Source organism: Bacillus sp. NPDC057893 (assembly GCF_042796455.1).
Lineage (GTDB): Bacteria > Bacillota > Bacilli > Bacillales > Bacillaceae_G > Bacillus_A.
This window is the reverse complement of sequence record NZ_JBHVNG010000004.1, coordinates 32,572-57,107: the sequence shown is the minus strand read 5'-3', so window position 1 is coordinate 57,107 and position 24,536 is coordinate 32,572. Positions and strand designations below refer to the sequence as shown.

The following is a 24,536-nucleotide window of genomic DNA, read 5'->3' as shown; positions in this document are numbered from 1 at the left end:
CATAATTTCGCATAACATTTTATGCACTTTGAAATAGTAGGAGCATGTATACAAAAAAGAACCGCAAATACTATTTCTTCAATCACCTTTAAAATATTGAAAAAGCCTATCTATCGCTGCTTAATTTCCTTATCAATTCATAATGAATTCATCAAAAAAAACGCTTCACTACAAGTGAAACGTTCTTTACCTTTTAAGCACTTAATTCAGTTTTATGTTCCTTTATCGCACTACGCTTGAAGGCCGTTATTAAAACGATAGCCATACTTACCACACCAATCCAAACAAGCACAGTAACAGGTGTACTCCAGCTTAACCCTTTTCCGAAGAAGAATATTTCTCTAAGTCCTTCGATCATAAATTTCATTGGTAACCATGAGTAAATCCAATCTTGATAAAACGGAGACAACATTTCAGGTGCTAATGATAATAACGGTGCTCCGAAGAATAGTAAGAGTGCAAATAAACCGATACCTTTTAGTCCAACTAATGAAAGGACCGCCGAAATCATTAAGAAGAAACTAAAAGAAGTGATGGATAAGAATAGAGCCGTATCCCTGAAGTTTGAAATATTTAATCCTACCATGCCATCCGCGATCCACGTTAGTCCAAATCCAATTACAAGCGCCGCGATAGCTCCAGCTAATATTTGTTTTAGTTTTAATACAAAGTTTTCTTTTCTTGTACCTACCGGCATTTTGCTAATCGCAATAAAGATAATCGCTGCACTAGCTAAACTTGCAATCCATAGCGGTTGGAATAAAGATACTGGTGAATTACCGTTCGCACTATTTTTGCCAATTTCATTCACATTTGTCACTTTCTTCGCAATAGGTGTTACTAAATTTGAAGCTTGATCAGCTGTTAAAGTAGCTCCTTTTGCTTTCAATCCGTCTAATAGTTGTGTACGAACAGTATTGTTCATATTATCAACTACACCATTTAATATTTGCCCTGCCATAGTTGATGCCGCTGTATTCATTCCTTGATTTATGAATATTTCTACCTCTGGTGAAGATGGCTGTGGTGTTCGTAATGATGCTTGTTTTGCACTGAATTCTTTCGGAATGACTAATGCCGCATAATATTCTTTATTATTTAAACCTTTTTGAACGGCTTCTTTATTTTTTACTTCTACCCATTTCACCGCAGGTTCTTCATCTGATTTCAATTTGTTTTTCATCGTATCAACAATTGTTTGCCCCATATTCATTTTAGGTTGATTCGGAATTTCTACTCCTTGATCTTCATTTACAATTGCAATTGGCAAGTTTTTCGGCTGAGGTTGAACTGTCGGGAATAATGTTAATGAAAAAATGAAAACAACAAGTAGTGCAATGACTGGTGATAATAATAAAAGCTTATTTTTAAACATTTTCTTTTCTCCCCCTTTAATTTTAGTTACAATAAATGAACGACGTGTTGTTTATTTATATTTTGAATTATATGTTTGAGCTAAACCTTACTCAATAATCAAAAATCGTGATTGTGTCGGTTATAAGACACAATTGATAAATGTGTTGAAAAAAATTAAGGAGGAACATACTTTGCGAGATAGTAATCTAGATTTACGCGTAATTCGTACAAAAACGGCAATACGAAATGCATTAGTGGAGTTAATCGAGGAAAAAGGCTTTGATGCCATTACAGTGAAAGATATTACAACGAAAGCGAACATAAACCGCGGTACGTTTTATACACATTATCAAGATAAATTTGATTTAATGACGAAATGCCAAGAAGAAATTATGCATGAATTTTCTAGCATTGCAAAAAAGAAATTTCCGGAAGTTATTGCGGATCTTGGATCAAACCCTTCCCCAACAACTCCATTTGTACTTATCGCTTCTATACTTGAATTTCTAAATGAAAATAGTGGTTTTATGAAAGCTGTACTAAGCCCAAAAGGAGATTTATCTTTCCAAACAAAACTGAAAGACTTTATGTGGAAAACACTATTTGAAGATACGAATGGAGCTCTCATTAATAAGGAGAATTTGCTTGTCCCAAGCCAATACTTAACCTCTTATATGGCTTCTGCACATATAGGTGTCATTCAGCAATGGTTAAATAATGGACAAAAAGAAACACCTGAGGAAATTGCTCGTATTTTATCAACAATCGCAGTTCATGGACCTTTCTATGCAGCAGGTTTAAAAAAATAAGTCAGTCGCATTGAACTATGTTTTTATCAACCTCAATTACATCAATAACCTTACAGATGCATTTATTACGAAAAACATCTCTGTCTCTGTAAAAGTAATCATCTCATTTAATGGTTTTATATCAACTACTATTATGTAATTTTCATTAGAGTAATACCCTATAGCTGTGTATTTATTAATAGCTAGAAATTTATGTTCCTATGAAAAAAGCTGTTGAAAGGAATCCTATTCAACAGCTTCTCCATTATTAACGATATAAACGAACTGCACCTGCAGTATTATCATCTGCTTGTCCAACTACTTCAAATTTCAATCCAAGCTTCGGTAATTTACGTCCTGCATCTGGGATTAAATCGTTCATATACGATTTAGAATCATCAAACTTCGTTACACCTGGTAACCCTTTGTAATCATATGTTCCACGTGTTGGAGATACAACTTTCCATGCTGGCGTTTGGTTAAAGGAGAACGCAGCATCTGCGATTTGGTATCGTGTACTATTTTGAACAGTTGGTTTGCCGTTTAGCGTTCCAACAATTGCCTCTGGGTGAGAGTCAACAACCCCTAAGAAACCTTCGCCTGGATGCATACCAACCCAATTATCTGTAAAGCTAGAGTCTGCATACCATACAACAAGACCTGTATTATACGGTACACCACTGCTATATTTTAATGCTTGATCAGCACCAGCGTAGTTTCTCCACTCTAAATAGTAGTTATGTTTCTTCTTATCAAAACCGTTTGATACAACGAAACCATTTAATTTTAATTTCGATTCGCCTTCTGCATCATCAGAGAACACAACATTTCCATCTACAGTTAATGTAGCGTTATCAAAAGTAAAACCGTTCGGTGCTAAACCACCATCTGTAATGTATTCGTATACTAGTTTTATTTTTTGACCTTTAAATTGGCTTAAGTCATATGACTTATCTACCCATTTACCATCCGTTGTGTCTAGACCATTTTTCACATTCTTTTCGCCAATTCGATCCACTAACGTTTTCTTACCATCTTCTGTCACTGCATGTACTTCAAGGAAGTCATAACCTGTTTCAATTTCATACAATGATTTGTAATCAAACTTCGCCAGTGTTGCATTTGTTAAATCAAACACTGGTGTTTCTAATGTTGTATGGAGATTATCCCCTTTTGTACTATAGTAATATTTCTTACCGAATGCAGACTGAATACCTTTTACATCTTTATCTGGTAAGTTAACACGAATCAGGCCAGGACGATTTGATTTCGTTACACTTTGATCTAAGTACGTCGCCAAACCGATACCACGATTTAATTTATCATAGTCAACCTCTACAATATTTGCCCAGTTCCCACCCATGTTCTTTTGAAAGAACTCTTTGTTTTGCGGAGAGAAACTCGGTGGCGTTGAACCTGCAATTTTACCAGCCCAGCTACCGCCGCTCATAACAGACCAAGAGTTAATTGGCTCACCTGCTCCTGAATACTTTGTATCATACTCATCTGGAAGACCTAAATCATGACCAAATTCATGTGCGAATACACCAACTGCTCCGTCTTCTGGTTCAATTGTGTAATCGTATGCTGCCATTTTACCGCCCCAGTTATCAACCTTTGCTTTTGTTCCTTCAATTGGATACGGTGCTCCAAGGTTCCAGCGATGTGACCAAATTGCGTCATCACCTAGTCTACCACCGCCTCCATCTTGCCCAACTCCAGCGTGAATAACCATTAAGTGATCAATAAGACCATCTGATTCGTTTTTATTGCCATCACCATTATTGTCATATTGATCGTATTGGTCAAATTCAGATAAATCAATACCACTTTCTACAGCTGCATTTAATGCCTCTTTTACAAAATCACGAGGTCCTTTTGGTCCTTTATTATCATGACCGCCATCTCCTGCATCTGCACCATAATCCGCTGCTGTACCTGGAACTGTCAACCACTTTGTTACTGTCCCATCGACTGTATAACTACCACCAGATTGCTCTTCATAATATTGTTTAAATGTTGGGACTTTTGAACCATCAAAGAGTGTAAACGGCTCATCACCAAATAACATTTTTTGATAATGTTCTGGATTAAAATCATTTGAATACATATAACCTGGTACTTGATCAATATTGTTATGCTTAAAGTCCGCAAACTCTACTAGCAATACAAGAACTTTATCTTTACGAACATCACCATTATATTGTTTTTGCTTCGCTGAAGTAGTTGGTACTTTGCCGTTTAATCCCCCTTTAACCGACTCTTGTCCAGCTACCGGACCACTAACAGGTTGATTTGTTTTTTCTTTCTCATCTGCTTTTGCATCTTTAACTTTTTTCAAAAAGTCAGAAGCTTCTCTCGTAACACTGTCCCCTGCTGCTGGTTCTTTTCCAGCATTTTCGCCTTTTTTCTTCTCTACGTATTTTTCAACAGCTTTTAATGTGTCTTCTTTCGACGTAGATTCACTAATTACACCGCGTTTCTTGAGCGCATCTGCTAAACGATCCTCTTGAATTAAATTTTCATCAATTGGACTTAAAGTTCCTGCATTAGACGGCATTGCCGCATAAACAGATTGACTACCAAATCCAAATGTGCAACTAAGCACAGCTGTCGCCGCGAGCGTAGACAGCACCTTAAAAGGCTTTTTCTTCATCCCTATTCCTCCCCGATATTAAATACGTTCCAACGTTTATATAATAAAGAATATTCTGTTAATTCACAATACTTTGTCTTAATTTGTAATATTTTTGAAAATATTCTTTGGTTTAGATTGATATACATTCTGATTCATCGATGTTTACGGTTGCTTCTTGCATGTGAATTTGAATCGTGTATGCAGCTGACTAAAAAAATAAAAAGATCATCCACTACACATAACGGATGATCTTTCATTTGAAGCGCAACTACAATATTTCAATATACCCTTCTGTTCCATGTACTCGAATTCGTTGCCCGTCTTTTATTAGTTTCGTAGCGTCCTCTACTCCGACGACTGCTGGTAATCCATATTCACGTGCGATAACTGCTCCGTGCGTCATGAGCCCGCCAACTTCAGTGACTAACCCTTTTATAGACACAAACAATGGTGTCCAGCCAGGGTCAGTAAATGCCGTAACCAATATATCTCCATCTTCTAAATTCGCATCTTCCATATTTAAAATAACGCGAGCTCTCCCCTCAATAACCCCTGAGGAAACAGGCAGACCTACAATCGCTTCAGCCGGGAGATTTTCTCGTTTATATTTACCTGTAATGATTTCTCCATCAGACGTCATCACACGCGGTGGCGTTAGTTTTTCATATACTTTGTAATCATTTTTTTGTTTATGAATAAGCTCGTAATCTAGTTTATTCGTGCGGACGACTTCGTGAAGCTCTTCAAAAGTCAAATAGTATATATCTTCTATTTCATTAATAACGCTATTTTGCACGAGTTGCTTGGCTTCTTTCAATATTGCCTGCTTATATATGAAATAGCGATTAATCATGCCGTATTTCGGGTATTCACGATAACCGATAAAATTACGGATATTACGAATCATTCGCTTCGTTTCTTCTACTTTTTGTTTACCCTCCGGCAAATGCTGCAATCGATCTAATAACTCTTCTTTTTTTTTCAAAGCTTCCTGCAGTCCTTCTTCAAACTTCTGCTTACTAGCACCAGCTTCAAAGTCTCTTATGTTATTTAAAATCATCGGGATAATGGTTGTTGGCTTTTCACTCCAGCGCGTTTTCGTAATGTCGATTTCTCCGCTGCATCTCATTCCGTATTTATTTAGAAAAGCATCGATTGCATCTCGAGCTTTTTCTCCGTCTTTAAACTGAACTAATTCATCTAAAAAGCTATTATCTTTTACATGTTGTAAATATTCAATGACATTCGGATAAGGACGAATCACATCCGCAACATCCATTAATGCTAAACCCATTTCTGAAGTAATATTATTTTGTACAGATTGCGAAAGTGTGTCTGCTGCATTTTTTTCTCCTAGCCATTGCTCCATCTTTTCATTCATCCATAATGAAGCATTCATACCTGCCATAATGACAGATATACTTTGCGGGCTAAATAATACTTTCCTTAATTGCTTAATATCTTCCAAAATAAAATCAAGTACATCCACCCCTGATTTCGTTTGAATGTTTTGTTTTAACTCTTCGATCGATGCTTGACTATTCTTTATTAAATCCGTAACGATTGCTGGATCGTTTTCGATTTGTGGTTGCGAACTTGCAGGTGGCATACTTTTACCAACACTCTTTTCTTTTTCATCCTCCGGTAACAATTTGATAAAATTATCTCGCTCTATTACAGTCGTTAATGCATCTCGTATGAGCGGATCCGATTTTCCTAAAGTGTTTATTAAGTAATCTCTGCTAGTAGGTGAAGCTAATTTTTGTGTAGCATCAACAAATAACCTTCCCCCCGCTTTACGCATAGGAGCACTAGTCGTTAACAGGAAAAAAGATAACCCTAGTGGTTTCATCGCATCGGTCATCATTTGTTGGTGACCAACGGATACATACACGTGATTTTCTTGATGGTTTGCTTCTGGAATTGGATATAGAGTAGTTATCGCCCTACTTTGGACAATATAAAATGTACCCTCAACTAAACACCATTCGATATCTTGCGGACAACCAAAATAAGCTTCAATCTGTCTTCCGATACGTGCTAGTTGTAATAGTTGTTGTTCAGTAAGTGTTTGAACATTTTGCTGATTAGGTGCAATTTGCTTTGTTTCTGTTCCGCCTTCTTTCCGTCCATAGATAGCTATTTTTTTAGTTGCAATCATCTTTCCGGCGATTTCGCCCTCTTTTACTTTATAATTATCGGCAGATACCAATCCAGATACTAGCGCCTCGCCAAGTCCAAAGCTGGCATCAATTGATAACACCTTTCGATTAGAAGTAATCGGATCCGCAGTAAATAAAATTCCCGAAGCCTCCGGGAATACCATCCTTTGAACGACAACACATATAGAAACTTGATTATGATCAAAATCGTTTTGCATTCGATATATAACAGCTCGATCTGTAAATAAGGAAGCCCAGCATTTTTTAATATGCTGCAAAATCGCTTCTTTTCCGATGATATTTAAATACGTATCTTGTTGACCAGCAAACGAGGCATATGGTAAATCTTCAGCAGTAGCACTAGAACGCACTGCATAGGCATGCTCATCGCCAAAACGAGAGAGAGATTGAGCTACTGATTCCGCTACATCAACTGGAATGTCTACTGCCATAATGATTTCTCTAATCTTCTTACTAATTTCACCAATTTGAGCTCGCTCTTCTATTTTCAACTTTGTTAGCTGCTGTAACAAAGTTCGAAGCTCTTCATTTTGTTCGATGGCTTGTTGATACCCTATCGTTGTAACAGAAAATCCTTCTGGCACTTGTATCCCTTGAATGTTTGTTAACGCCCCTAAATTCAATCCTTTTCCACCAACGAGCGAAAGCTGCGTCTTTTTTATTTCCTGAAAATCGAGAACGAAAGAACTCATTTAACATCTCTCCTCACTATGCATGTGTTCTTGATTGTAGCAATAGTAAATGAGAATAAACAGTCTATTTCGAACGTTATTTACGTGGTATAATTAAGTTAGGAAGAGATAATCACTTTTATTTCCCCCCCTCTAATTCACTTCAATCACATCAACAAACTTAAACATTCTTTGATTATGAAAAGCATCTGTGCAAGTAATCGTCTCATTTAACGGATTAATATCAACCACTGTTATGTAATTTTTATATAGATAGCCATCTTTATAATATGTAAGTAAAAACTCTTCTTCACCTAAAAATGAACATAGCAGCTTATTTTCAATCATTTCCTTTGCATCCTGCGTTAAGATTGGACGCGGGACTTTCGTTTGCTCACTTATAATTTCTTTAATAGCTACAAACTGCTCTGGCATACTAGCAAACGGTTGCCACTTCACCATATTATCAAGACATTTTTCAAATTATTGTAGCGATATTAATCCCTCTATCTTTGTACACATATCTTCATACATAATTCTCCTTATAACAGATTTCTATATTTTAAAATTTGATAAGTAATTATTACATTTCAATATGCTTAGAAAATTCAGGTACATATATAAGTTATTTTTAATACACTGGGATTTTATATGCAAATGAGTACCTTTACAGTAATGTTTAAATACAATGGTATGAGTAGTTACCATTATATTTAAGCGTTCGTTATAACTGCCAGTATGAAATATCATAAATAATGAAGGACAATGTTAAAGAATTGATTGAGTATGGCGAACGGATTCCGCACTATCATAAGGATTTCCCTATAATTTTATTTTGGAGTCACAGAAGCGGTTGCACTTCCCTGACGAATTGGTTTTTCTTCCAAATTGGGTTATATGAGGAAGCAATGAAATATGCACCGTTCATTCATTACTATGAATCTGAAATATACAAAAATAAAATTGATTACTACACAAATTTAGAAATGCAACTCTTGAAACTAAGTAAGGATACCATAAAACTTGCGTGCAACCCTTATAAAAGAGCTGTAAGCTCATTTTTAATACTTTATGACAACCCTTATGCCTCGAAACAATGGGAACAGATTAGAGAATATTTTTATAATGATAAAAATGATTCGAAAGGAATTTCATTTAAGCAATTTTTATATTATGTAAAAGAAATAGGAGCTAAATCCAGTCAGTTAGATCAACATTTTTCACAACAATATATTGAGGGGGAAGAAAAGGTCATCAAACAAAATATAAAACTAGAGAATTTTAATACAATAATTCCGAAGCTGGAGAAAGAATATGGATTACTTTCTTCTGATATATCACTCCTTACAAACTCCACTCATCATAGGGCACATCAAATGATTTATAAAGAAAACTATGCAAATAGAGATATTACAAATCCACAATTCCCTTCATTACCAACCTATCGAAGTTTTTATGATGAAGAAGCTCTAAAGCTTGTTTCAGAAATATATAATGACGATTTTGAAGCATATGGATATAAAAAGAATGAAATTAATTTTTAACTAATATACCTATAACCCCCACTATGCATAGAGTCTCTTTAAAAACGAAAACCACTACTAAAAGCCAGCGGTATGGAAGGGGAATTATAATGAGTGTTTCTATTATAATGATGGGTTTCATCATAGGGGTATTAGTTGGGGTAACAGGGATAGGAGGCGCAGCATTATTGACTCCATTTCTCCTAACATTAGGTATAAGTCCTTCCATCGCTGTTGGAACAGATCTAGTATATAATTCTATCACTAAAATGTTTGGAATATCCCAACACTGGAAACAGAAGACTATAAACTTTAGATTAGTAAAATATCTAGCTATGGGGAGCATACCTAGTGCAGTTATCGCAATAATAACTATTCATTTTTTACCAATTTTTCATTTCAATCGAGAGGGAATCATAAAATATGTATTAGGTTATGTTTTAATCTTTGCAGCAATCTCTATTTTTATAAAAGCCTTTTTCTATAATGAATCTACACAAAATTATTTTCAAAAACAAACTTTAGAACAAAAGAAGAATTTAACTATTTTTATTGGTGCTATACTTGGTTTTATCGTTGGACTTACCTCGGTTGGCTCTGGTTCTTTATTTGCTATTGCAATGATCTATTTATATCAAATGAAAACATCTGAATTAGTAGGAACAGATATTACACATGCTTTCATATTAGTTACTGTGGCAAGCATATTAAATATGAATTTAGGAAACGTCGATTATATATTAACAATTAATTTACTTATCGGTTCTATTCCAGGAGTCATACTTGGTAGTAAATGCTCCACTAAAATCCCCGTTAAACCTCTTCAAATATTTCTAGCTATCATTATTTGTATTAGTGGACTAAAGTTAGTCACCTCTTATTGAAAGCGTTTTATGCTTTTGTTATATAAGAATGGAGGTTCAAAATGGATCATACAGAACTATATAATTTTATACTTAAGAGAGGACGCGTACCTCATTTTCATAAAGATTTTCCTCTAATCTTATTTTGGAGCCAAAAAAGTGGTTGTACGTCGCTAGCACACTGGTTTTTTTATCAAATTAATTTATTTGAAGAAGCAATAAATTATGACCCTTTTATTCATAATTATGAGTATGAAGTATACACAAACTCTACAGATCATTTAATACAATTAGCCAACGGATTACAAGCAAAAGAAAAGAATACGTATAAACTAGTAAGAAACCCTTATAGAAGAGCAGTAAGTTCTTTTGCTGCTCTGATTCCATCGCTAAATATTGAGCATCCCGCATGGAAGCCCATTCGACTATTTCTGTATGGTGACGAAACCTGCAATAAACCCATTTCCTTTAAACTATTTTTGTATTATTTAAAAGCACACATGACCAAATTAGATCTAGTAGATCCTCACTTTACCCACCAATATATACAAGGGGAAGAGGAATTTGTTACAAACTATATTTATCTAGAAAGTTTCAACACAGGAATTTCGAAACTAGAAGAGGATTATAAATTAAAAAAATCACCATTAGATCTATTATCAAAATCTTGGCATCATCAAAGTAGCAAGATGATTTACAAAGGGATTTATGCAGAAGCTGATATTACCAAGCCTCTTTTCCCACGATTACCTACTTATGATAGTTTTTATGACGCAGAAACACTTCAGTTGGTTCAAGAGATATTTGCAAAAGATTTTATTATGTATAATTATGATTTAACTTCTTTTTCTGAACATAAAAGTGTGCAAAGACCCTAGTACTGTTAAGTATGTTATCTGAAAAATGATACGATGTTTCTTCCTATTTATAAATTTCCATATACTTTTCCTAATTCTTTTTTTAGTTGTGTTTTTAGATGCTCATTTTCACTTTCTAATAACTTGTTCCTATGTTTTGAATGGTTGATTTTATTTTTCAAAGTTTTTATGATTACATCTTTTGAGGCATCGGATGTCTTTTTTTGTCTTTTTAAAATCATGTATTCCTTCTTGCTGTTGAAGTAACTCTTCAATCTTTTTTCTAATTAAGGGTTCTCTATATAAATATGCTTTAGAAACAAGTGCTTTTTCTGAAACTGAATTAAAATTGATTTTTTGTCCTTCTTTACTCATTAACTGTATTATTTTATTCACTCGATATTGCGCTTTCACTAAGGTTATCACTCCTGACAAAAGAACATTCGTTCTTTTGTCAGGTATTTTCATGAAAACATTGGTTAAAATAACCGCACTTTAAAAATCTTGTTAAGAAAAACTTAAGGAATTTCCCTCTATATTCATAAGAAGTTTTTTCTATACTGAAAATGTAAATTAACAAAAGGAGAAACAATCATGAAGAAATTTTTACTTTACATATTAGGAATAGGCCTCCTTAAGGAAGAGCTATATACTCACTAAAAGGTATTGATGAATCAGGGAATGAGAAAGAATATACAGTAGGAACGAACACTCCTAATGATTTTATAAGAAAAACGTACTTAAAAGTTCATGTAAAAGGCAAGTATGTCTATTCTTACGACATTATTTCTGAAAAGGACATTCCGGAGAAACTAAGGGAGAAATTGAAGATAGAAGATAAATAAAAGAGCCTATTCGTATGAGCTAGCTCTTTATTACCTCTCCTACCTACCATTGGGTTATCCTTCTTCACATGCTGGAGGAAGGATAATTCTTTTAGGAGATTTATCAAATTAGTTATCATTGTTTTAATAACCATTGTTCAATTACTTTAACTGTTTCATCTTGTTGTGCTTTTGACGTAATTAAGCTAGCATTATCACCTTTTTGCTCGCCATACATGCCGAAATTAGCATGATTCCCCCCTTTTATCATGTGCATAGTTGTATTCTTTGACATTAATTTTTTATTGTTCATTATTTTTTCTACAGTGGCTAAGCCATCTACTTCCCCATAAATTGATAGCATTGGCATCAGCTTGTTAGAGAAATCATCTGCAGGATAAGAACCTAAGAGAATAATACCGTCTACCTTTTCTTCATGTTGAAAGGCATACCTAGAAATCATAGCTCCCCCCATTGAATGCCCAGCAACATACCATTTTTGAACTTCAGGATACTTTTCAATTATACTGTCTACCACATTTGTTCCAAGTATCGCTAAGTTTAATAGTAACTTAGGCATTACTACAAAATGCCCATCTTTTGCAAGAGCTTCCCCCAAGTAACTATAAGACTCAACTTCTACTTTAGCACCTTGATAAAAAACAATCCCTACCTTAGCATCTTTCTGTCCAAATACTATATTCTCTTCATCTTTTTTATTATCTACTAAAGCCAAAGCCTCTTTAGTTGGTTTGTAAGTAAACTGAGACCAAGTCAAAAAAGTAATACTTCCTACAATTAAGATGCCTAGTAAAGAGTATAGAGTAATTTTCATCCATTTCTTCACATATATCACCTCCCTAAGATGTGTATATTCTATACTTTAATTATTATTAATATAATTGTCGAATAATCTTAACTAATAAGTTTAGAAAAAATAATACGAGCCCTCAAATATCGTTTTAAAATAAAATTTTATAAAGAAAAAGCCGATTTCTTTAACGTATAGAAAATCGACTTTAGTTTAGTTGTTAATTTAGTAATAAAAAACACCTTTTTAAGATAACTATGTTTATACTATAAACGTTGATCTTTCTGGAAGTTTAGACGAAAATGATTTTCATCATTATATACCCCAAATTCATATCCTTGCTCTTTATAAAATTTAATAATTTCAGGAAGAGCTTGTAATGTTTGTGCCTTTTCATGCATTAAAACAACTTCTACTTCTTCTGTTGTCTGTTTCTTTACATTTTCGATAATCTGAGTTGGATTATCTTTTAATTTCCAATCATTTGAATCAATTGTCCAATCCCAAACTTTCATTCCAGCTTCTACAATTTGATTACGAATTTCCTCACCCTTTAATCCTGGTGCAGATCCATATGGTGGACGGACTAGTTTAGGAGTTGTACCCGTAATATTATGGATAAGATCTAACGCTTCTTTCATCTCTGGTACAAATTGTCCTTTTTTGTATAACTTATCACTATTATGTGTCATACTATGTGCACCAATATAATGTCCTTCTTTTACTGCTCGTTTTACATTTTCCTGAAAACCTGTATTTTGTAAATTGCTACCTTGCATAAAAAATGTCGAAGCAACATTTTGCTCTTTTAGTACATCTAAAAATTTCCCAGTCAATTCGCTAGGACCGTCATCAAATGTTAAATAAACAACTTTTCCTACTGGCTTTCCATCAGGTCTTTTCTGTTTTGCTGGTGATGTTTTCTTTTTCTTTTCTTGTTGTTGAGTATTAACTTGTTTCATACTTTCATTAGCTACTCCCTTCGCTGGGATAGACTTCCATTCCCCAATTAAAAAGAACGTGAAAAAGGTCGTTGCTAAAACAACTCCTAGAGATATTATTGCCTTAGTTACTACACTTGTTTTTTTCTTATTTTGTGATTCTTTCATTATTTTTCGATCCTTCCCTCTTGATTTTCATATTAATTATTTATAAGGCTGAGCCTTTCCTCGACTGAATCATTAGTTTCAACCGGTATTTACAATAAATAGATTAATAGAGATAGATAAAGGTAAAATGCAGATAATGTCGAAATTAGTTAAAGAATAACTTATTGCATCCACTCTTTAGCAAGATATTGGTTTCTCTAATACAGTTAAATTTGAAAACTGAATATACATCCAAAATAGAAAAATACTACTCTTTCTAATTAAGATTTAGAAAGAATAGTATTTTTCTATTTGCCCCTTTTATTACATAATAAAATAATTAATAATGCCATCCACAATACCCTTTTGCGATTTTGTTTGGAATTCTTCTGAATTCATTCTTTTTTCATCACTCGCATTAGATGTAAACCCTAACTCAATTAAAATTGCCGGGGAAGGATTTTCTCTTAAGACAAGAAAATCACTTCCATGAATGCCTCTATCGTGATTATCTATATTTTGATCAAAAATAGCTTCTTGTACGATTTTAGCTAACTTTTTATCTTTTCTTTTATTAGCCCCATAATGAGTTGTTATTCCATTTACACTTGTATCCTTAAAAGCATCATGATGAATGCTAATATAAAGATCTGCCGAATGGTCTTTAACTACTTTGACACGAGCTTGTAATTCTTCCTTTTGCTTTGTTTCTGGAAGTAAGCTAGTATCCTTTTCACGTGTCAATATAACTTTTGCATCCGTTCTTTCTTCTAATTCTTTCTTTATATTTTGTGCTACTTTTAAATTAAGATCTTTTTCAATCGTTCCAAATTTCTTTCCTTTCGTCCCTCTATCTCCTCCACCATGCCCCGGATCAATTACAATTGTTTTTCCCCTTAATCGTAAATCCTCTTGTGATATATTTTTATGCCCCTTAGCATGTATTAAACTAACTCCTGTGCCCATTATTAATATAATAAATAAAAGCAATATCGCTCTTTTTTTCATTTTAACAATCTCCTTATCAGCTTTTCATTCAGTTTCTAATGAAAATAGTAATGAATGCTGATAAAGATAAAGTGCAGATAATGTCGATTTTGTTTAAAAATGATAAAAACTCCAATTTCTCTATATTAAAATTAAGAAATTGGAGTTTAGTCATTTAACAATAGTTTTTTATTTAAAATAGATAACTAATTAATAATCCTGCTGATAATAAGAAACCAAAAATCGTATTTGTCATCGCTGTTGATTTCATCGCGATGCGCATATACCCGGGATCCTTTGCTCCTTTTTGGAAGCTTTGAATAGCAGAGATTGGCTTTTTCAAACCTAGGAACATAACTAATGCCCAAGGGCTTATATAACCCATCAACACAATTACGGCAATCCATAAATAAGCAATTAAAAAAGCTACAGCTAGTGTTACCACTGCTTTTTCTCTCCCAAGGAGGATTACCAACGTCTTTCTTCCACCTTTAATATCTTCTTCGATATCTCGGATGTTATTCGACATGTTGATTGCACCTACTAAAATTCCAATTGGAATGGAAATCAATATACTTTCAATCGTTATAGTATTCGTTTGAATAAAGAAAGCAATGAGTACAAAACATGTCCCCATTAACAATCCAGAAACTAATTCTCCAAATGGAGTGTACGCTATTGGTAATGGACCACCTGTATATAAATAGCCAACCGCCATCCCAATTAAACCAATGACGACTAACCACCAGCTGCTATTCATACAAATATAAATTCCAATAAACGCTGCTACTACATACAATAAAAGCGCAACTGTTAAAACATTTTTTGGTTTCAATCCATGACGGACAATTCCACCACCGATGCCAACAGAATCAGCGGTATCTAATCCACGTTTGAAATCATAGTACTCATTAAATAAATTCGTTGCTATTTGCAATGCTAAACATGCAACCATCATCGCAATAAATAAAAGCCAATGAATTTCGGCAACATAAAGTGATGCCACTGTCCCTAAAATTACAGGAGAAAACGTCGCCGTTAATGTATGTGGGCGCGTCATCTTCCATATTAATTTAGCGGAACTAATTTCTTTTTCATTCCCCATAACTCTGTTCAATCTCCCTACATTTTAAGTATAAATTACTAGCAGTATCTTTCTATCTATTTCCTGCTTCACATCTATTATATCAAAAAAAGAATTGGCGATAGAACTTTAATGCTCTTGCTTGTCCCCTTATCACTCTTGAATTAAGTTTTTCAAAAGAAAGTCCGTTGCTCACATTCGAACAACGGACCTTCTTTATATCAACCAATTTAAAACATCCTCAGCAATCTCTTCTGGTCTATCCCAATGCATTAAATGCCCTGTATCTTTATAAAGCTTAGTCGTAATATCAATATGCTTCTTAAATTCCGCAATCTGCAATTCTCTTATTTTCAAATAATTATCGGGAAGATCACAATACAATAATAAAATATCGCTTTTAATTTTATGAGATTTCAATGTTTTATACACCGTATATTGAAACTTAATTACCCCTCTAGCGGTATCGCCAGTAGCATGCCATTTTACTTTACTATCTTCTTCTCGCATTAAGTCATAAACCGCACGTTCTATTAATGGTGACCACCTGCTGTAAGCCAGTTTTTCTGATTGGAAGAATGCTTCTTTGCTATCAAAAATATATTCATCAAAATCTTTTTCATAATGGTTGATTTCTTCTTCTAATGATCGCGGTGGACACTCTCCTTCTTTCGCATCTTTATATAACTTCGCAAAATAATCTGCATTCATTTCACCATGATGATAACCACCATCTAACAAAACCATTTTATTCACTTTTTCTGGACGTTCTGCCGCAAAGTGAAGTGCAACGCTTGCTCCCCATGAATGTGCTACTATATGAAATGTTTCTTTTCCTATCTGCTCAGGTAATGCTACTACCCAATTTGTTAAATGGGATGCACCGTAATCTTCATCCTTCTCAAAATTTGGTGTTTTCCCATGTCCAGGTAGATCAAACGATACAATATGATATTTATCTTTTAAAAATTCCGCTATTTCTATAAAACTTAATTTTGTACTTCCTAAACCATGAAAACAAATGATTTGAGGATTACTTTTATCCCCCCATTCACAAACACTTGCTTGATATTCGCCAAATTCTACAAAAAAGTGATTCATTTTTAATCTCCTCTAATTATTAGATGTAAATTAGTTCGAATACGAAATTGTTTTTTCAGAATAAATAAATTCGACAAAATTATCCAAATTTCTTTTTCGTAAATGATTTTTATAGAATGCGAGAGTTAACTCTAGTTGAAAGCACTAAACGCTTAACTTCATGTTTACCAATGCTAATATATTTAAGTTAATAATTAGACTACATCTTCACGCCCATGAAATTAATATAGTTTAATAATTGTAGCATTCGTTTATCATATGTGTGATTTTTCAAAGTCCTATCCAGCCCATTTTTTGCTATACGTTTTCTTTCTTGTACATGTTCCAAATAATACTCCGATGCACTATAAAAAGTTTCTATTTCGACACCTGGTGTATAATGCTTTGATACATCTGGGCGTATATCAGTTAATTGAAAAGAACCTACGGCATTAATTTCAAACGTCCTATTATTTACTGAATATGCTTGGATATTTACAGAATTACAATTCAATTCCTGATCACTTGGTGAACGATGTAAATTTATATTGATTTTAGTAGATACGTAAAATTGTAACGCATCTTCATACTTAGCAAGCGCAAGAGTTGTATTTTATCCTTTAATCTTTCATAATTCTTTAAATTCTCCCAACCAAATCCTACAATATTAGCAGTCTTTATTCATTTTAGTGACCTCTTACTTTACATGTATAAGCACCGTTTATGTCCATTATGTTGAACTTCCCTCATTTTACAGGCTAATGGGATTTTTGAAGGTGATGCTTCTTGTAATATTGTTTCATCTTCTTTAGAAGCTGTTACGAAGCGAATATAACTAAGATATATTCAGCCAAATTATTAATAAACATGATACTTAAAAGAAAGAGCCAATTCACATGAGTTGGCTCTTTCTGATCTTATAGAACTTCAATAGTTACACTAGCTAGATTTTATTTTTGTAACCCATTAATAATTGTATCTGTATTCCATTTCATCATTTTCAAGTAAGTATCTCCATCCTCACCTGATTTACCTAGTGAGTCTGTAAAAATTGTCCCTGCAATCGGCACGTTTGTTTCTTTTGAAACAGTTTCCATGCTACGTCGATCTACACTTGTTTCAACAAATAAGGCTGGCACTTTGTTTGTTTGAATTACACCTACAACATCTCTAATTTGATCTGGAGTACCTTGGTTTTCCGAGTTAATTTCCCAAATGTATCCCGTCTTAATGTCATATGCTTTTCCAAAGTATTTAAAAGCACCTTCACTAGAGATTAAAAAACGTTTTTCCTCAGGGATTTGATGAATTCTATTCACTGTCTCATCGTGTAACTTTTGAAGTTCTGCTACATACTTGTCGGCATTTTTAGTATAGAACTCTTTATTTTTAGGATCTTCTTTAATTAATGCCTTTTTCACATTTTCAGCATATAAAATACCATTTTTAATATTCATCCATGCATGTGGATCTGGTTCTTTTTCTAATCCCTTAGTTTCTAAATAAATAGCCTCTACACCTTCACTTACTTTATAAACCGGTGCATCTTTTTCTGATTTGTTTGCAGTTTTCAATAGTTTTTTAAACCATGCTCCGCCCTCTTCTAGGTTTAATCCATTGTAAAACACCATATCTGCATCAGTCATTTTCATAACATCTTTTGGTAGTGGATCATATTCATGCGGGTTAGCCCCAATTGGAACAAGACTATGAATCTCAACTTTATCTCCGCCAATTTGCTTCACCATATCATATATAATGGAGTATGTAGTTACAACTTTTAATTTTCCACTACCCTCTTCTTTTCCATTTGTGTTACTAGAACACGCTGTTAATGCAAATACGAAAATACAAATCACCGATAATAAAACATTTTTAAATTTCATTTTTATCCTCCAATCAATTATGACAACTCTGCTCTATTTTTTCTAATTTTGATAGCTCTCCAAAACAAACCTTGTGACGGTGAGAAAAAGAATGCCAATGCGAACAAGAATGTTGCGACAAGAACAATTGTTGCACCTGAAGCAAGATTATAAGAGAAACTAAAATATAGCCCTACTACAGATGAAAGTGCACCAATACCTGCAGCTAAATAAATCATGACCCATAAACGATTTGTTAATAAATACGCTGTAGCCGCTGGTGTAATAAGCATAGCGACAACTAGAATAATCCCTACAGTTTGAAGTGATGCTACTGTAACCATTGTAAGTAGAATCATTAAGCCATAATGAATCCATTTGTTCGGTAATCCGTAACTTTGCGCCATCGTTGGATCAAAAGTGGATACGAGTAATTCTTTGTAAAACAACATCACAAGCCCAATAATGACCACTCCGATAATAAGTGTCATCCACATATCAGAAGAACGAACTGATAGGACATTTCCGAATAAAATATGATACAAATCAGAACTACTCTTCATAAACGTAATTAAAATAATCCCTATAGCAAATACAGATGTGAACATAATCCCTATCGCCATATCATGTTTAATTCTACTATTTTGACTTACAAATCCAATTCCAACTGCAGTAATAACACCTGTTAAAACCGCTCCTATGAAATAATTCATTCCAATCATATAAGAAAGCGCTACTCCTGGAAGAACAGCATGTGAGATGGCGTCACCCATTAATGCCATACCTCGTAAAATAATAAAACATCCTATTACACCACAAATAACTCCTACCATAACGGAAGTTAATAACGCCTTCTGCAGAAAACTGTACTGCGTTAATGCATCTATAAATTCTACAATCTTCATGAGGAATGTACCTCCGCTGCATTATTAAACAATATTCCTTGATTTACATATGCCTTTGACATAACGGTTGGTTCTAATACTTGTCGTACTTCTCCGTAATGAATTAAGCTTTTATTCAATAATAGTAATTTATCAAAATACGATTCTGCTTTACTTAAATCATGATGTACAACGACAATTGTTTTTCCTTCTTTACGTAATTCTCTCAGAATTGTAATGATTGTCTCTTCACTCGTTACATCAATTCCAACAAACGGCTCATCTAAAAAGAATATCTCCGCCTTTTGTGCTAAAGCTCTCGCCAAAAAGACACGTTGTTGTTGTCCACCTGAAAGCTCACCAATTTGACGGTTTTTAAACTCTTCCATTCCGACTTTCTTTAAGCATTCAAATGCCCAATCCCGCTGCTCTTTCTTCGGTCTTTTCATCATACCTAAAGATGGATACGTTCCAATTAACACGACATCTAAAACTGTAATCGGGAAGTCCCAATCTATATCACTTCTTTGCGGTACATATGCAACACTCTTTCTAACGCTTCGAATATCTTCTCCAAGAATTTGAACATATCCCTTATCATTTGGAATTAAATCTAATACAGCTTTCATTAAAGTAGATTTTCCCGCTCCGTTTGGACCAATAATTCCAACGAGTTTTCCTTTTTCAATTTCAAAGGAAACGTTTTGAACTACTTGATTCCCTTGATAGGATACAAACAAATCTTTGACGATTATAGCCTCACTCATTTTTTATGTATTACCCCTTCTTTTTTTCGTTAATATAATTATTTTGCACAAAGGCAACTTTCGAACAAAAAATATAATATGAATGTAAATTCACACCTAAGTTTCCTTGAGGAAACTTTTTTATATGAGTCAAATTATATAAGCCTAATACAAATTTGTAAACTACTTTTTACTAATTTATGAATATATAATAAAAATCATTATCACTATGAAACAAAATACATTATCCATTCTATGATCTTCTGGAAAGGATATTACTGTAAAAAACGGCAATATAGTGTATAAACGAAAGAGCCTACTCGTATGAGTTGGCTCTTTCTCTTTTAGAACATGTAATACGCTCTACAGCAAAAAACTATGATTAAAGTCAAATCACTTCCAAACAACACCTCGCCTCTCGTATTCCATTCTATATTCAACAGCAGCTGCAATTTTGGGACTTGCAAACCTTTCCGTGATCCAAAGACCTAAATCAATTCCTGAAGTAACTCCCCTTGCAGTAATAATATCGCCTTGATCCACAATTCTGTAATGAAGAAGTTCTGCTCCATATTTACTAATTTCATCCTGCGCCAAATGATGCATTGTTGCCTTTTTATTATTCAATATACCGGATGCAGCTAGTAACATACCTCCTGTACAAACTCCAGCAACAATTGCTCCTTCATTGTGCATCTCTCTAATCATTTTGGTCAAAGTTCCAATCTCTGCTTGCTTTCTCGCCCCACGTTCAGCTTTATGATTCCAGCCACCTCCGGGTACAATTAACAAATCTGGACGATTATCCATTCGTAAAAAATCATGTAGTTTAACCGTAACTCCAAACGAAGTAGTAACCTCATGCTTCGGTTCACTTGATACGAATTCAACCGTAAATGGAGCCCCTTCTTCTATCGCTCTTTTGAGTACCTCAAACGGCGTGAAAGAGACAATCTCTCCGAAGCCGTCAAACAATACAATTTGTATTTTCATTTTTAGAACACCTCATATGTTTTGTTTTATAAATCCCAAAGGAGAAGAAATGTTATCTACAAATTAACAATGAAGCCAAACTTTCTCCCCTTACTCTATAAACTTTCAAATGTTCCTCTAATCCTCTCTCATCATCTAACACACTTAACGTTTTCTTCACAAAATTCCAATTCAAACTACCGGATAACCATAATAATGAAGAAAGTCTTTTGTAATCATTTGAGGTTACAATATTATGAGCCTTATACCCTTCTAAAAATGCCCTAGCAACACTTGAACATACTTCATGAGACGGTATTCCTTCTGTTCGGGAATACCACTTTATTAAAAAGGCTAACCCTTCAATACGGTCAACATAACTAATAGATTCAAAATCTACAATTCCTTTTACCTGTTGACTTGAGCACCATAAAACATTCAAAGGATTTAAGTCTGTTTGTACGATAAACTCTAATTCACTCGTATATGCGCACTCTATATGATATTTAGCAAGATCTATATACTCCCGCAATTCCTTACATGCGCTTGCCTTACTTTCTAACATATTAATAAACTCAACATACCCATCCAAATGAGATTTCTTTTGAAAAATCGAACTTTGAAATGCACTAGAAATATCTTGAATCTTTCTTGCTTCCTTTCCAAATGCTTCTGCGATAGCTTCTGTACAATGTGTAATATGTTTTCCTTCAATCCAATTAGCCAATACAAATCGGTACTGTTCATCATTCCAAGTGACAAGTGTAAATGAATCTCCCACCCTATTCTTGTTCATCTGCATAAATGGAACCCCATGCTTGCGTAAATAATACGTAAAACGTACTTGCTCTTTCAGTTGTTCGTTTGATAACGCCCCAAAAGCTGGATTAATTGTTCGCTTGCTATTCATAAACCGTGCGGAATATCGCTTTCCATTCACCATAATTTTATAGTGTAAATCTGTATTCCAATTATTATTATGTAATTCTTCTTCCACTGCTAGTGAATGAATTTCTTTAAAATAATTCATTAATAAGTCTTTTATTATGTGTTTCATCCTTTTTTCCTTTCATGTGAAAAAATTTTTATTACACGCTATTTTTTATGATTACTATCTCGATTACTCTAAAAACCAAAATTTTATTCATCGTTAATTACCAATAGTGTTTTTTTCTATATATAAATTTAATAGAGGCAGACTACCATTCTAACTATATCATTCTTACATAATATTCTGCATTCGTTGAGATAGTTGTTGTAAACCAATGCAGTAGTGACTATGTATAGAAAAAAGAGCCAATCCCCTATACAATAGAAGATTGACTCTTTCCTTTATTTATTCACCTGTTTCAGAAAATTGTTGAATTCGTTCACCGATTTCATCGCGAACACGTTGAAACTCAGGCCACTCTTTTCCCGCTGGATCATCAAACCCCCAATGAACACGATTTACGTGCGGAGGTGTCGAAGGACAGACAGAATCTGCGTGACTACAAAGAGTAACGACTAAATCGGCATTATTTAAAATAGTTGAATCAATCATATCTGATGTTTGATTTGTTATGTCGATATTTACTTCATTCATTGCTTTAATAGCATTTGGATTCACTCCATGTGCTTCAATGCCTGCAGAATATACATGCCACTTGTCTCCTAGGCATTTCTTCCCCCAGGCTTCTGCCATTTGACTGCGGCATGAATTTCCTGTGCATAAAAAATAGATTGTCTTTTTGTTTTCCATGTTGTTTTCCACCTTCGTTTTTAAATTTAGACTGGTTGATCATTAAAATATTTACGTTTAAACCAAAAAGCGACATTTACAAGTGCAATCATTACAGGTACTTCGACTAAAGGCCCGATGACAGCTGCAAATGCCGCACCGGAATGAATACCGAACACACCAACAGCTACAGCAATCGCTAACTCGAAGTTATTACTACCTGCTGTAAATGCTAACGTTGTTGTTACCGAATAATTTGCACCAATTTTTCTTCCCATAAAGAAAGAAACGAAAAACATCACGATAAAGTAAATGAATAACGGAATCGCTATTCTTACTACATCAAGTGGCACGCTAACAATCATTTCTCCTTTTAAAGAGAACATAACGATGATTGTAAATAACAATGCAATTAATGTAAGTGGACTAATCTTAGGTATAAACACCTTTTCATACCACTGTCTTCCTTTTAGCTTCACTAGTACAAAGCGTGTCAACATACCTGCAAGAAAAGGAATTCCTAAGTAGATAAACACTGATTTCGCAACTTCTGCCATTGTAATACTAACGATAGCCCCTTCAATTCCTAACCATTCCGGGATTACTGTTACAAACACGTATGCATAAACCGAGAAGAACAACATTTGGAATACCGAGTTAAAAGCAACTAAACCAGCTGCATATTCTTTATCACCATCAGCTAGATCATTCCAAACAATTACCATTGCAATACAACGTGCTAAGCCAATCATAATGAGTCCGACCATATATTCTGGTTTATCAGGAAGAAAAATAATTGCTAAAACAAACATAAGTACAGGGCCAATAATCCAGTTTTGTACTAAAGATAGCACTAACACTTTCACATCTTTAAATACCCGTCCCATTTCCTCGTAGCGAACCTTTGCTAATGGTGGATACATCATTAAAATTAAACCAACAGCAAGCGGAATAGACATCGTTCCAACTTGTAATGTATTCAGCCCGTCTACTACACTAGGAAACACAAATCCTAAACTAATTCCAACAGCCATCGCTAGAAAAATCCATAGTGTTAAATATCGATCTAGAAAAGATAAACGTTTCATTTTATTTTCCATCTCCTATTAACAACAAGAATTTTTAGCTACCGCATTAGAAGTCGTGCAACAAGATGACTCTTCTATTTTGTGAACATCACTATCTGCTTTTGTATAAAAAAACTCCCACTCGTTACCATCGGGATCCGTTACCCAAAACTTATCTTGCACTGCATAGCAACAAGTCGTATCCATCTCATCACGCGCAAAGAAACCTTCTTTTTCTAATCTTTCTTTATGTAATGTGATTTCTTCAGCTGTATCCACTTGGAAACCAAAATGATTTACCTGATTTCCATTCACTTCATCTCGTACGTTCAGCGTGAAATTAAGTCCTGGCGTCTCTAATAAAAATTTTGCATAATCCGTTTTCACTTTAACTGGTGATACACCAAATACCTTTTCATAAAACTCAATAGACTTCTCTAAATTAGTAACGTTTATACCGACATGAACATATCTCATAGTTAATCCTTCTCCTTTACATACTATTAATCAATTTTTTTTGATTAATAGC

The 24,536-nt window shown here is 34.1% G+C and carries 22 protein-coding genes and 2 pseudogenes; 5 read left to right on the top strand and 19 right to left on the bottom strand.

Annotated features, from left to right (window positions below):
• Nucleotides 1–193: 193 nt before the first annotated feature.
• Nucleotides 194–1,375, bottom strand: coding sequence for a YhgE/Pip domain-containing protein (locus ACFVQC_RS18700; protein WP_377895953.1), 1,182 nt, complete (start codon nucleotides 1,373–1,375; stop codon nucleotides 194–196).
• A gap of 172 nt (nucleotides 1,376–1,547) precedes the next feature.
• On the opposite strand from ACFVQC_RS18700, the gene ACFVQC_RS18695 reads away from it, so the two are divergent.
• Nucleotides 1,548–2,165: a TetR/AcrR family transcriptional regulator gene (locus ACFVQC_RS18695; protein ID WP_377895954.1), complete on the top strand. Its 618-nt coding sequence runs from the start codon at nucleotides 1,548–1,550 to the stop codon at nucleotides 2,163–2,165.
• 247 nt (nucleotides 2,166–2,412) lie between these two features.
• Here ACFVQC_RS18695 and ACFVQC_RS18690 read toward each other — a convergent pair whose 3' ends face one another.
• The 3 genes from ACFVQC_RS18690 to ACFVQC_RS18680 all read right to left on the bottom strand — a co-directional run bounded on the left by ACFVQC_RS18690 (nucleotide 2,413) and on the right by ACFVQC_RS18680 (nucleotide 8,098).
• Complete coding sequence (locus tag ACFVQC_RS18690) at nucleotides 2,413–4,800, bottom strand: immune inhibitor A domain-containing protein (protein ID WP_377895955.1); 2,388 nt, start codon at nucleotides 4,798–4,800, stop codon at nucleotides 2,413–2,415.
• 250 nt (nucleotides 4,801–5,050) lie between these two features.
• Nucleotides 5,051–7,657 carry a phosphoenolpyruvate synthase gene (gene ppsA, locus ACFVQC_RS18685; RefSeq protein ID WP_377895956.1) on the bottom strand — a complete coding sequence of 869 codons (2,607 nt, stop codon included), beginning with the start codon at nucleotides 7,655–7,657 and terminating at the stop codon, nucleotides 5,051–5,053.
• A gap of 132 nt (nucleotides 7,658–7,789) precedes the next feature.
• Nucleotides 7,790–8,098 (bottom strand): YolD-like family protein, encoded by a 309-nt coding sequence (locus tag ACFVQC_RS18680; RefSeq protein WP_377895957.1) that lies wholly within the window; start codon nucleotides 8,096–8,098, stop codon nucleotides 7,790–7,792.
• A gap of 293 nt (nucleotides 8,099–8,391) precedes the next feature.
• On the opposite strand from ACFVQC_RS18680, the gene ACFVQC_RS18675 reads away from it, so the two are divergent.
• From ACFVQC_RS18675 to ACFVQC_RS18665, 3 genes are all read left to right on the top strand, one after another.
• On the top strand, nucleotides 8,392–9,180 hold the full coding sequence (locus ACFVQC_RS18675) for a sulfotransferase family 2 domain-containing protein (protein WP_377898891.1): 789 nt from the start codon (nucleotides 8,392–8,394) through the stop codon (nucleotides 9,178–9,180).
• An 89-nt stretch (nucleotides 9,181–9,269) separates the two neighbouring features.
• Nucleotides 9,270–10,043, top strand: coding sequence for a sulfite exporter TauE/SafE family protein (locus ACFVQC_RS18670; RefSeq protein WP_377896345.1), 774 nt, complete (start codon nucleotides 9,270–9,272; stop codon nucleotides 10,041–10,043).
• A gap of 41 nt (nucleotides 10,044–10,084) precedes the next feature.
• A complete protein-coding gene (locus ACFVQC_RS18665; RefSeq protein ID WP_377896344.1) occupies nucleotides 10,085–10,900 on the top strand; it encodes a sulfotransferase family 2 domain-containing protein in 816 nt (271 codons plus the stop codon).
• Between the two features lie 150 nt (nucleotides 10,901–11,050).
• On the opposite strand, the gene ACFVQC_RS18660 is transcribed toward ACFVQC_RS18665, so the two are convergent.
• Entirely contained in the window at nucleotides 11,051–11,293 is a 243-nt protein-coding gene (locus ACFVQC_RS18660) for a DUF6262 family protein (protein ID WP_264538677.1), read from the bottom strand.
• Nucleotides 11,294–11,517: 224 nt separating this feature from the next.
• Here ACFVQC_RS18660 and ACFVQC_RS18655 point away from each other — a divergent pair.
• Nucleotides 11,518–11,724 (top strand): annotated as a pseudogene (locus tag ACFVQC_RS18655) (YxeA family protein); the annotation flags it as partial.
• A gap of 115 nt (nucleotides 11,725–11,839) precedes the next feature.
• Here the strand turns inward: ACFVQC_RS18655 and ACFVQC_RS18650 are convergent.
• From ACFVQC_RS18650 to ACFVQC_RS18585, 14 genes and pseudogenes are all read right to left on the bottom strand, one after another.
• Nucleotides 11,840–12,550 carry an alpha/beta hydrolase gene (locus ACFVQC_RS18650; protein ID WP_377896343.1) on the bottom strand — a complete coding sequence of 237 codons (711 nt, stop codon included), beginning with the start codon at nucleotides 12,548–12,550 and terminating at the stop codon, nucleotides 11,840–11,842.
• 230 nt (nucleotides 12,551–12,780) lie between these two features.
• Nucleotides 12,781–13,623: a polysaccharide deacetylase family protein gene (locus ACFVQC_RS18645; RefSeq protein ID WP_377898890.1), complete on the bottom strand. Its 843-nt coding sequence runs from the start codon at nucleotides 13,621–13,623 to the stop codon at nucleotides 12,781–12,783.
• A 303-nt stretch (nucleotides 13,624–13,926) separates the two neighbouring features.
• On the bottom strand, nucleotides 13,927–14,610 hold the full coding sequence (locus ACFVQC_RS18640; protein ID WP_219919219.1) for an N-acetylmuramoyl-L-alanine amidase family protein: 684 nt from the start codon (nucleotides 14,608–14,610) through the stop codon (nucleotides 13,927–13,929).
• Nucleotides 14,611–14,782: 172 nt separating this feature from the next.
• Nucleotides 14,783–15,694 carry a 1,4-dihydroxy-2-naphthoate polyprenyltransferase gene (gene menA, locus ACFVQC_RS18635; protein WP_113709903.1) on the bottom strand — a complete coding sequence of 304 codons (912 nt, stop codon included), beginning with the start codon at nucleotides 15,692–15,694 and terminating at the stop codon, nucleotides 14,783–14,785.
• A 195-nt stretch (nucleotides 15,695–15,889) separates the two neighbouring features.
• On the bottom strand, nucleotides 15,890–16,774 hold the full coding sequence (locus ACFVQC_RS18630) for an alpha/beta fold hydrolase (RefSeq protein WP_377898889.1): 885 nt from the start codon (nucleotides 16,772–16,774) through the stop codon (nucleotides 15,890–15,892).
• 199 nt (nucleotides 16,775–16,973) lie between these two features.
• Nucleotides 16,974–17,431: pseudogene (locus ACFVQC_RS18625) on the bottom strand (glycosyltransferase family protein); the annotation flags it as partial.
• 272 nt (nucleotides 17,432–17,703) lie between these two features.
• Nucleotides 17,704–18,639, bottom strand: coding sequence for a manganese ABC transporter substrate-binding protein/adhesin MntA (gene mntA / locus ACFVQC_RS18620; RefSeq protein ID WP_377895082.1), 936 nt, complete (start codon nucleotides 18,637–18,639; stop codon nucleotides 17,704–17,706).
• A gap of 17 nt (nucleotides 18,640–18,656) precedes the next feature.
• Complete coding sequence (locus tag ACFVQC_RS18615; protein ID WP_002165479.1) at nucleotides 18,657–19,523, bottom strand: metal ABC transporter permease; 867 nt, start codon at nucleotides 19,521–19,523, stop codon at nucleotides 18,657–18,659.
• Complete coding sequence (locus tag ACFVQC_RS18610; protein WP_377895080.1) at nucleotides 19,520–20,269, bottom strand: metal ABC transporter ATP-binding protein; 750 nt, start codon at nucleotides 20,267–20,269, stop codon at nucleotides 19,520–19,522. Before ACFVQC_RS18610 ends, ACFVQC_RS18615 begins: the two co-directional genes overlap by 4 nt.
• 372 nt (nucleotides 20,270–20,641) lie before the next feature.
• On the bottom strand, nucleotides 20,642–21,241 hold the full coding sequence (locus ACFVQC_RS18605; RefSeq protein WP_377898888.1) for a DJ-1/PfpI family protein: 600 nt from the start codon (nucleotides 21,239–21,241) through the stop codon (nucleotides 20,642–20,644).
• Between the two features lie 52 nt (nucleotides 21,242–21,293).
• Complete coding sequence (locus tag ACFVQC_RS18600) at nucleotides 21,294–22,277, bottom strand: phosphotransferase (protein ID WP_377898887.1); 984 nt, start codon at nucleotides 22,275–22,277, stop codon at nucleotides 21,294–21,296.
• Between the two features lie 279 nt (nucleotides 22,278–22,556).
• Complete coding sequence (gene arsC / locus ACFVQC_RS18595) at nucleotides 22,557–22,961, bottom strand: arsenate reductase (thioredoxin) (protein WP_377898886.1); 405 nt, start codon at nucleotides 22,959–22,961, stop codon at nucleotides 22,557–22,559.
• A gap of 26 nt (nucleotides 22,962–22,987) precedes the next feature.
• Complete coding sequence (gene arsB / locus ACFVQC_RS18590; RefSeq protein ID WP_377898885.1) at nucleotides 22,988–24,028, bottom strand: ACR3 family arsenite efflux transporter; 1,041 nt, start codon at nucleotides 24,026–24,028, stop codon at nucleotides 22,988–22,990.
• Between the two features lie 18 nt (nucleotides 24,029–24,046).
• Complete coding sequence (locus ACFVQC_RS18585; protein WP_377898884.1) at nucleotides 24,047–24,484, bottom strand: ArsI/CadI family heavy metal resistance metalloenzyme; 438 nt, start codon at nucleotides 24,482–24,484, stop codon at nucleotides 24,047–24,049.
• Nucleotides 24,485–24,536 lie beyond the last annotated feature (52 nt).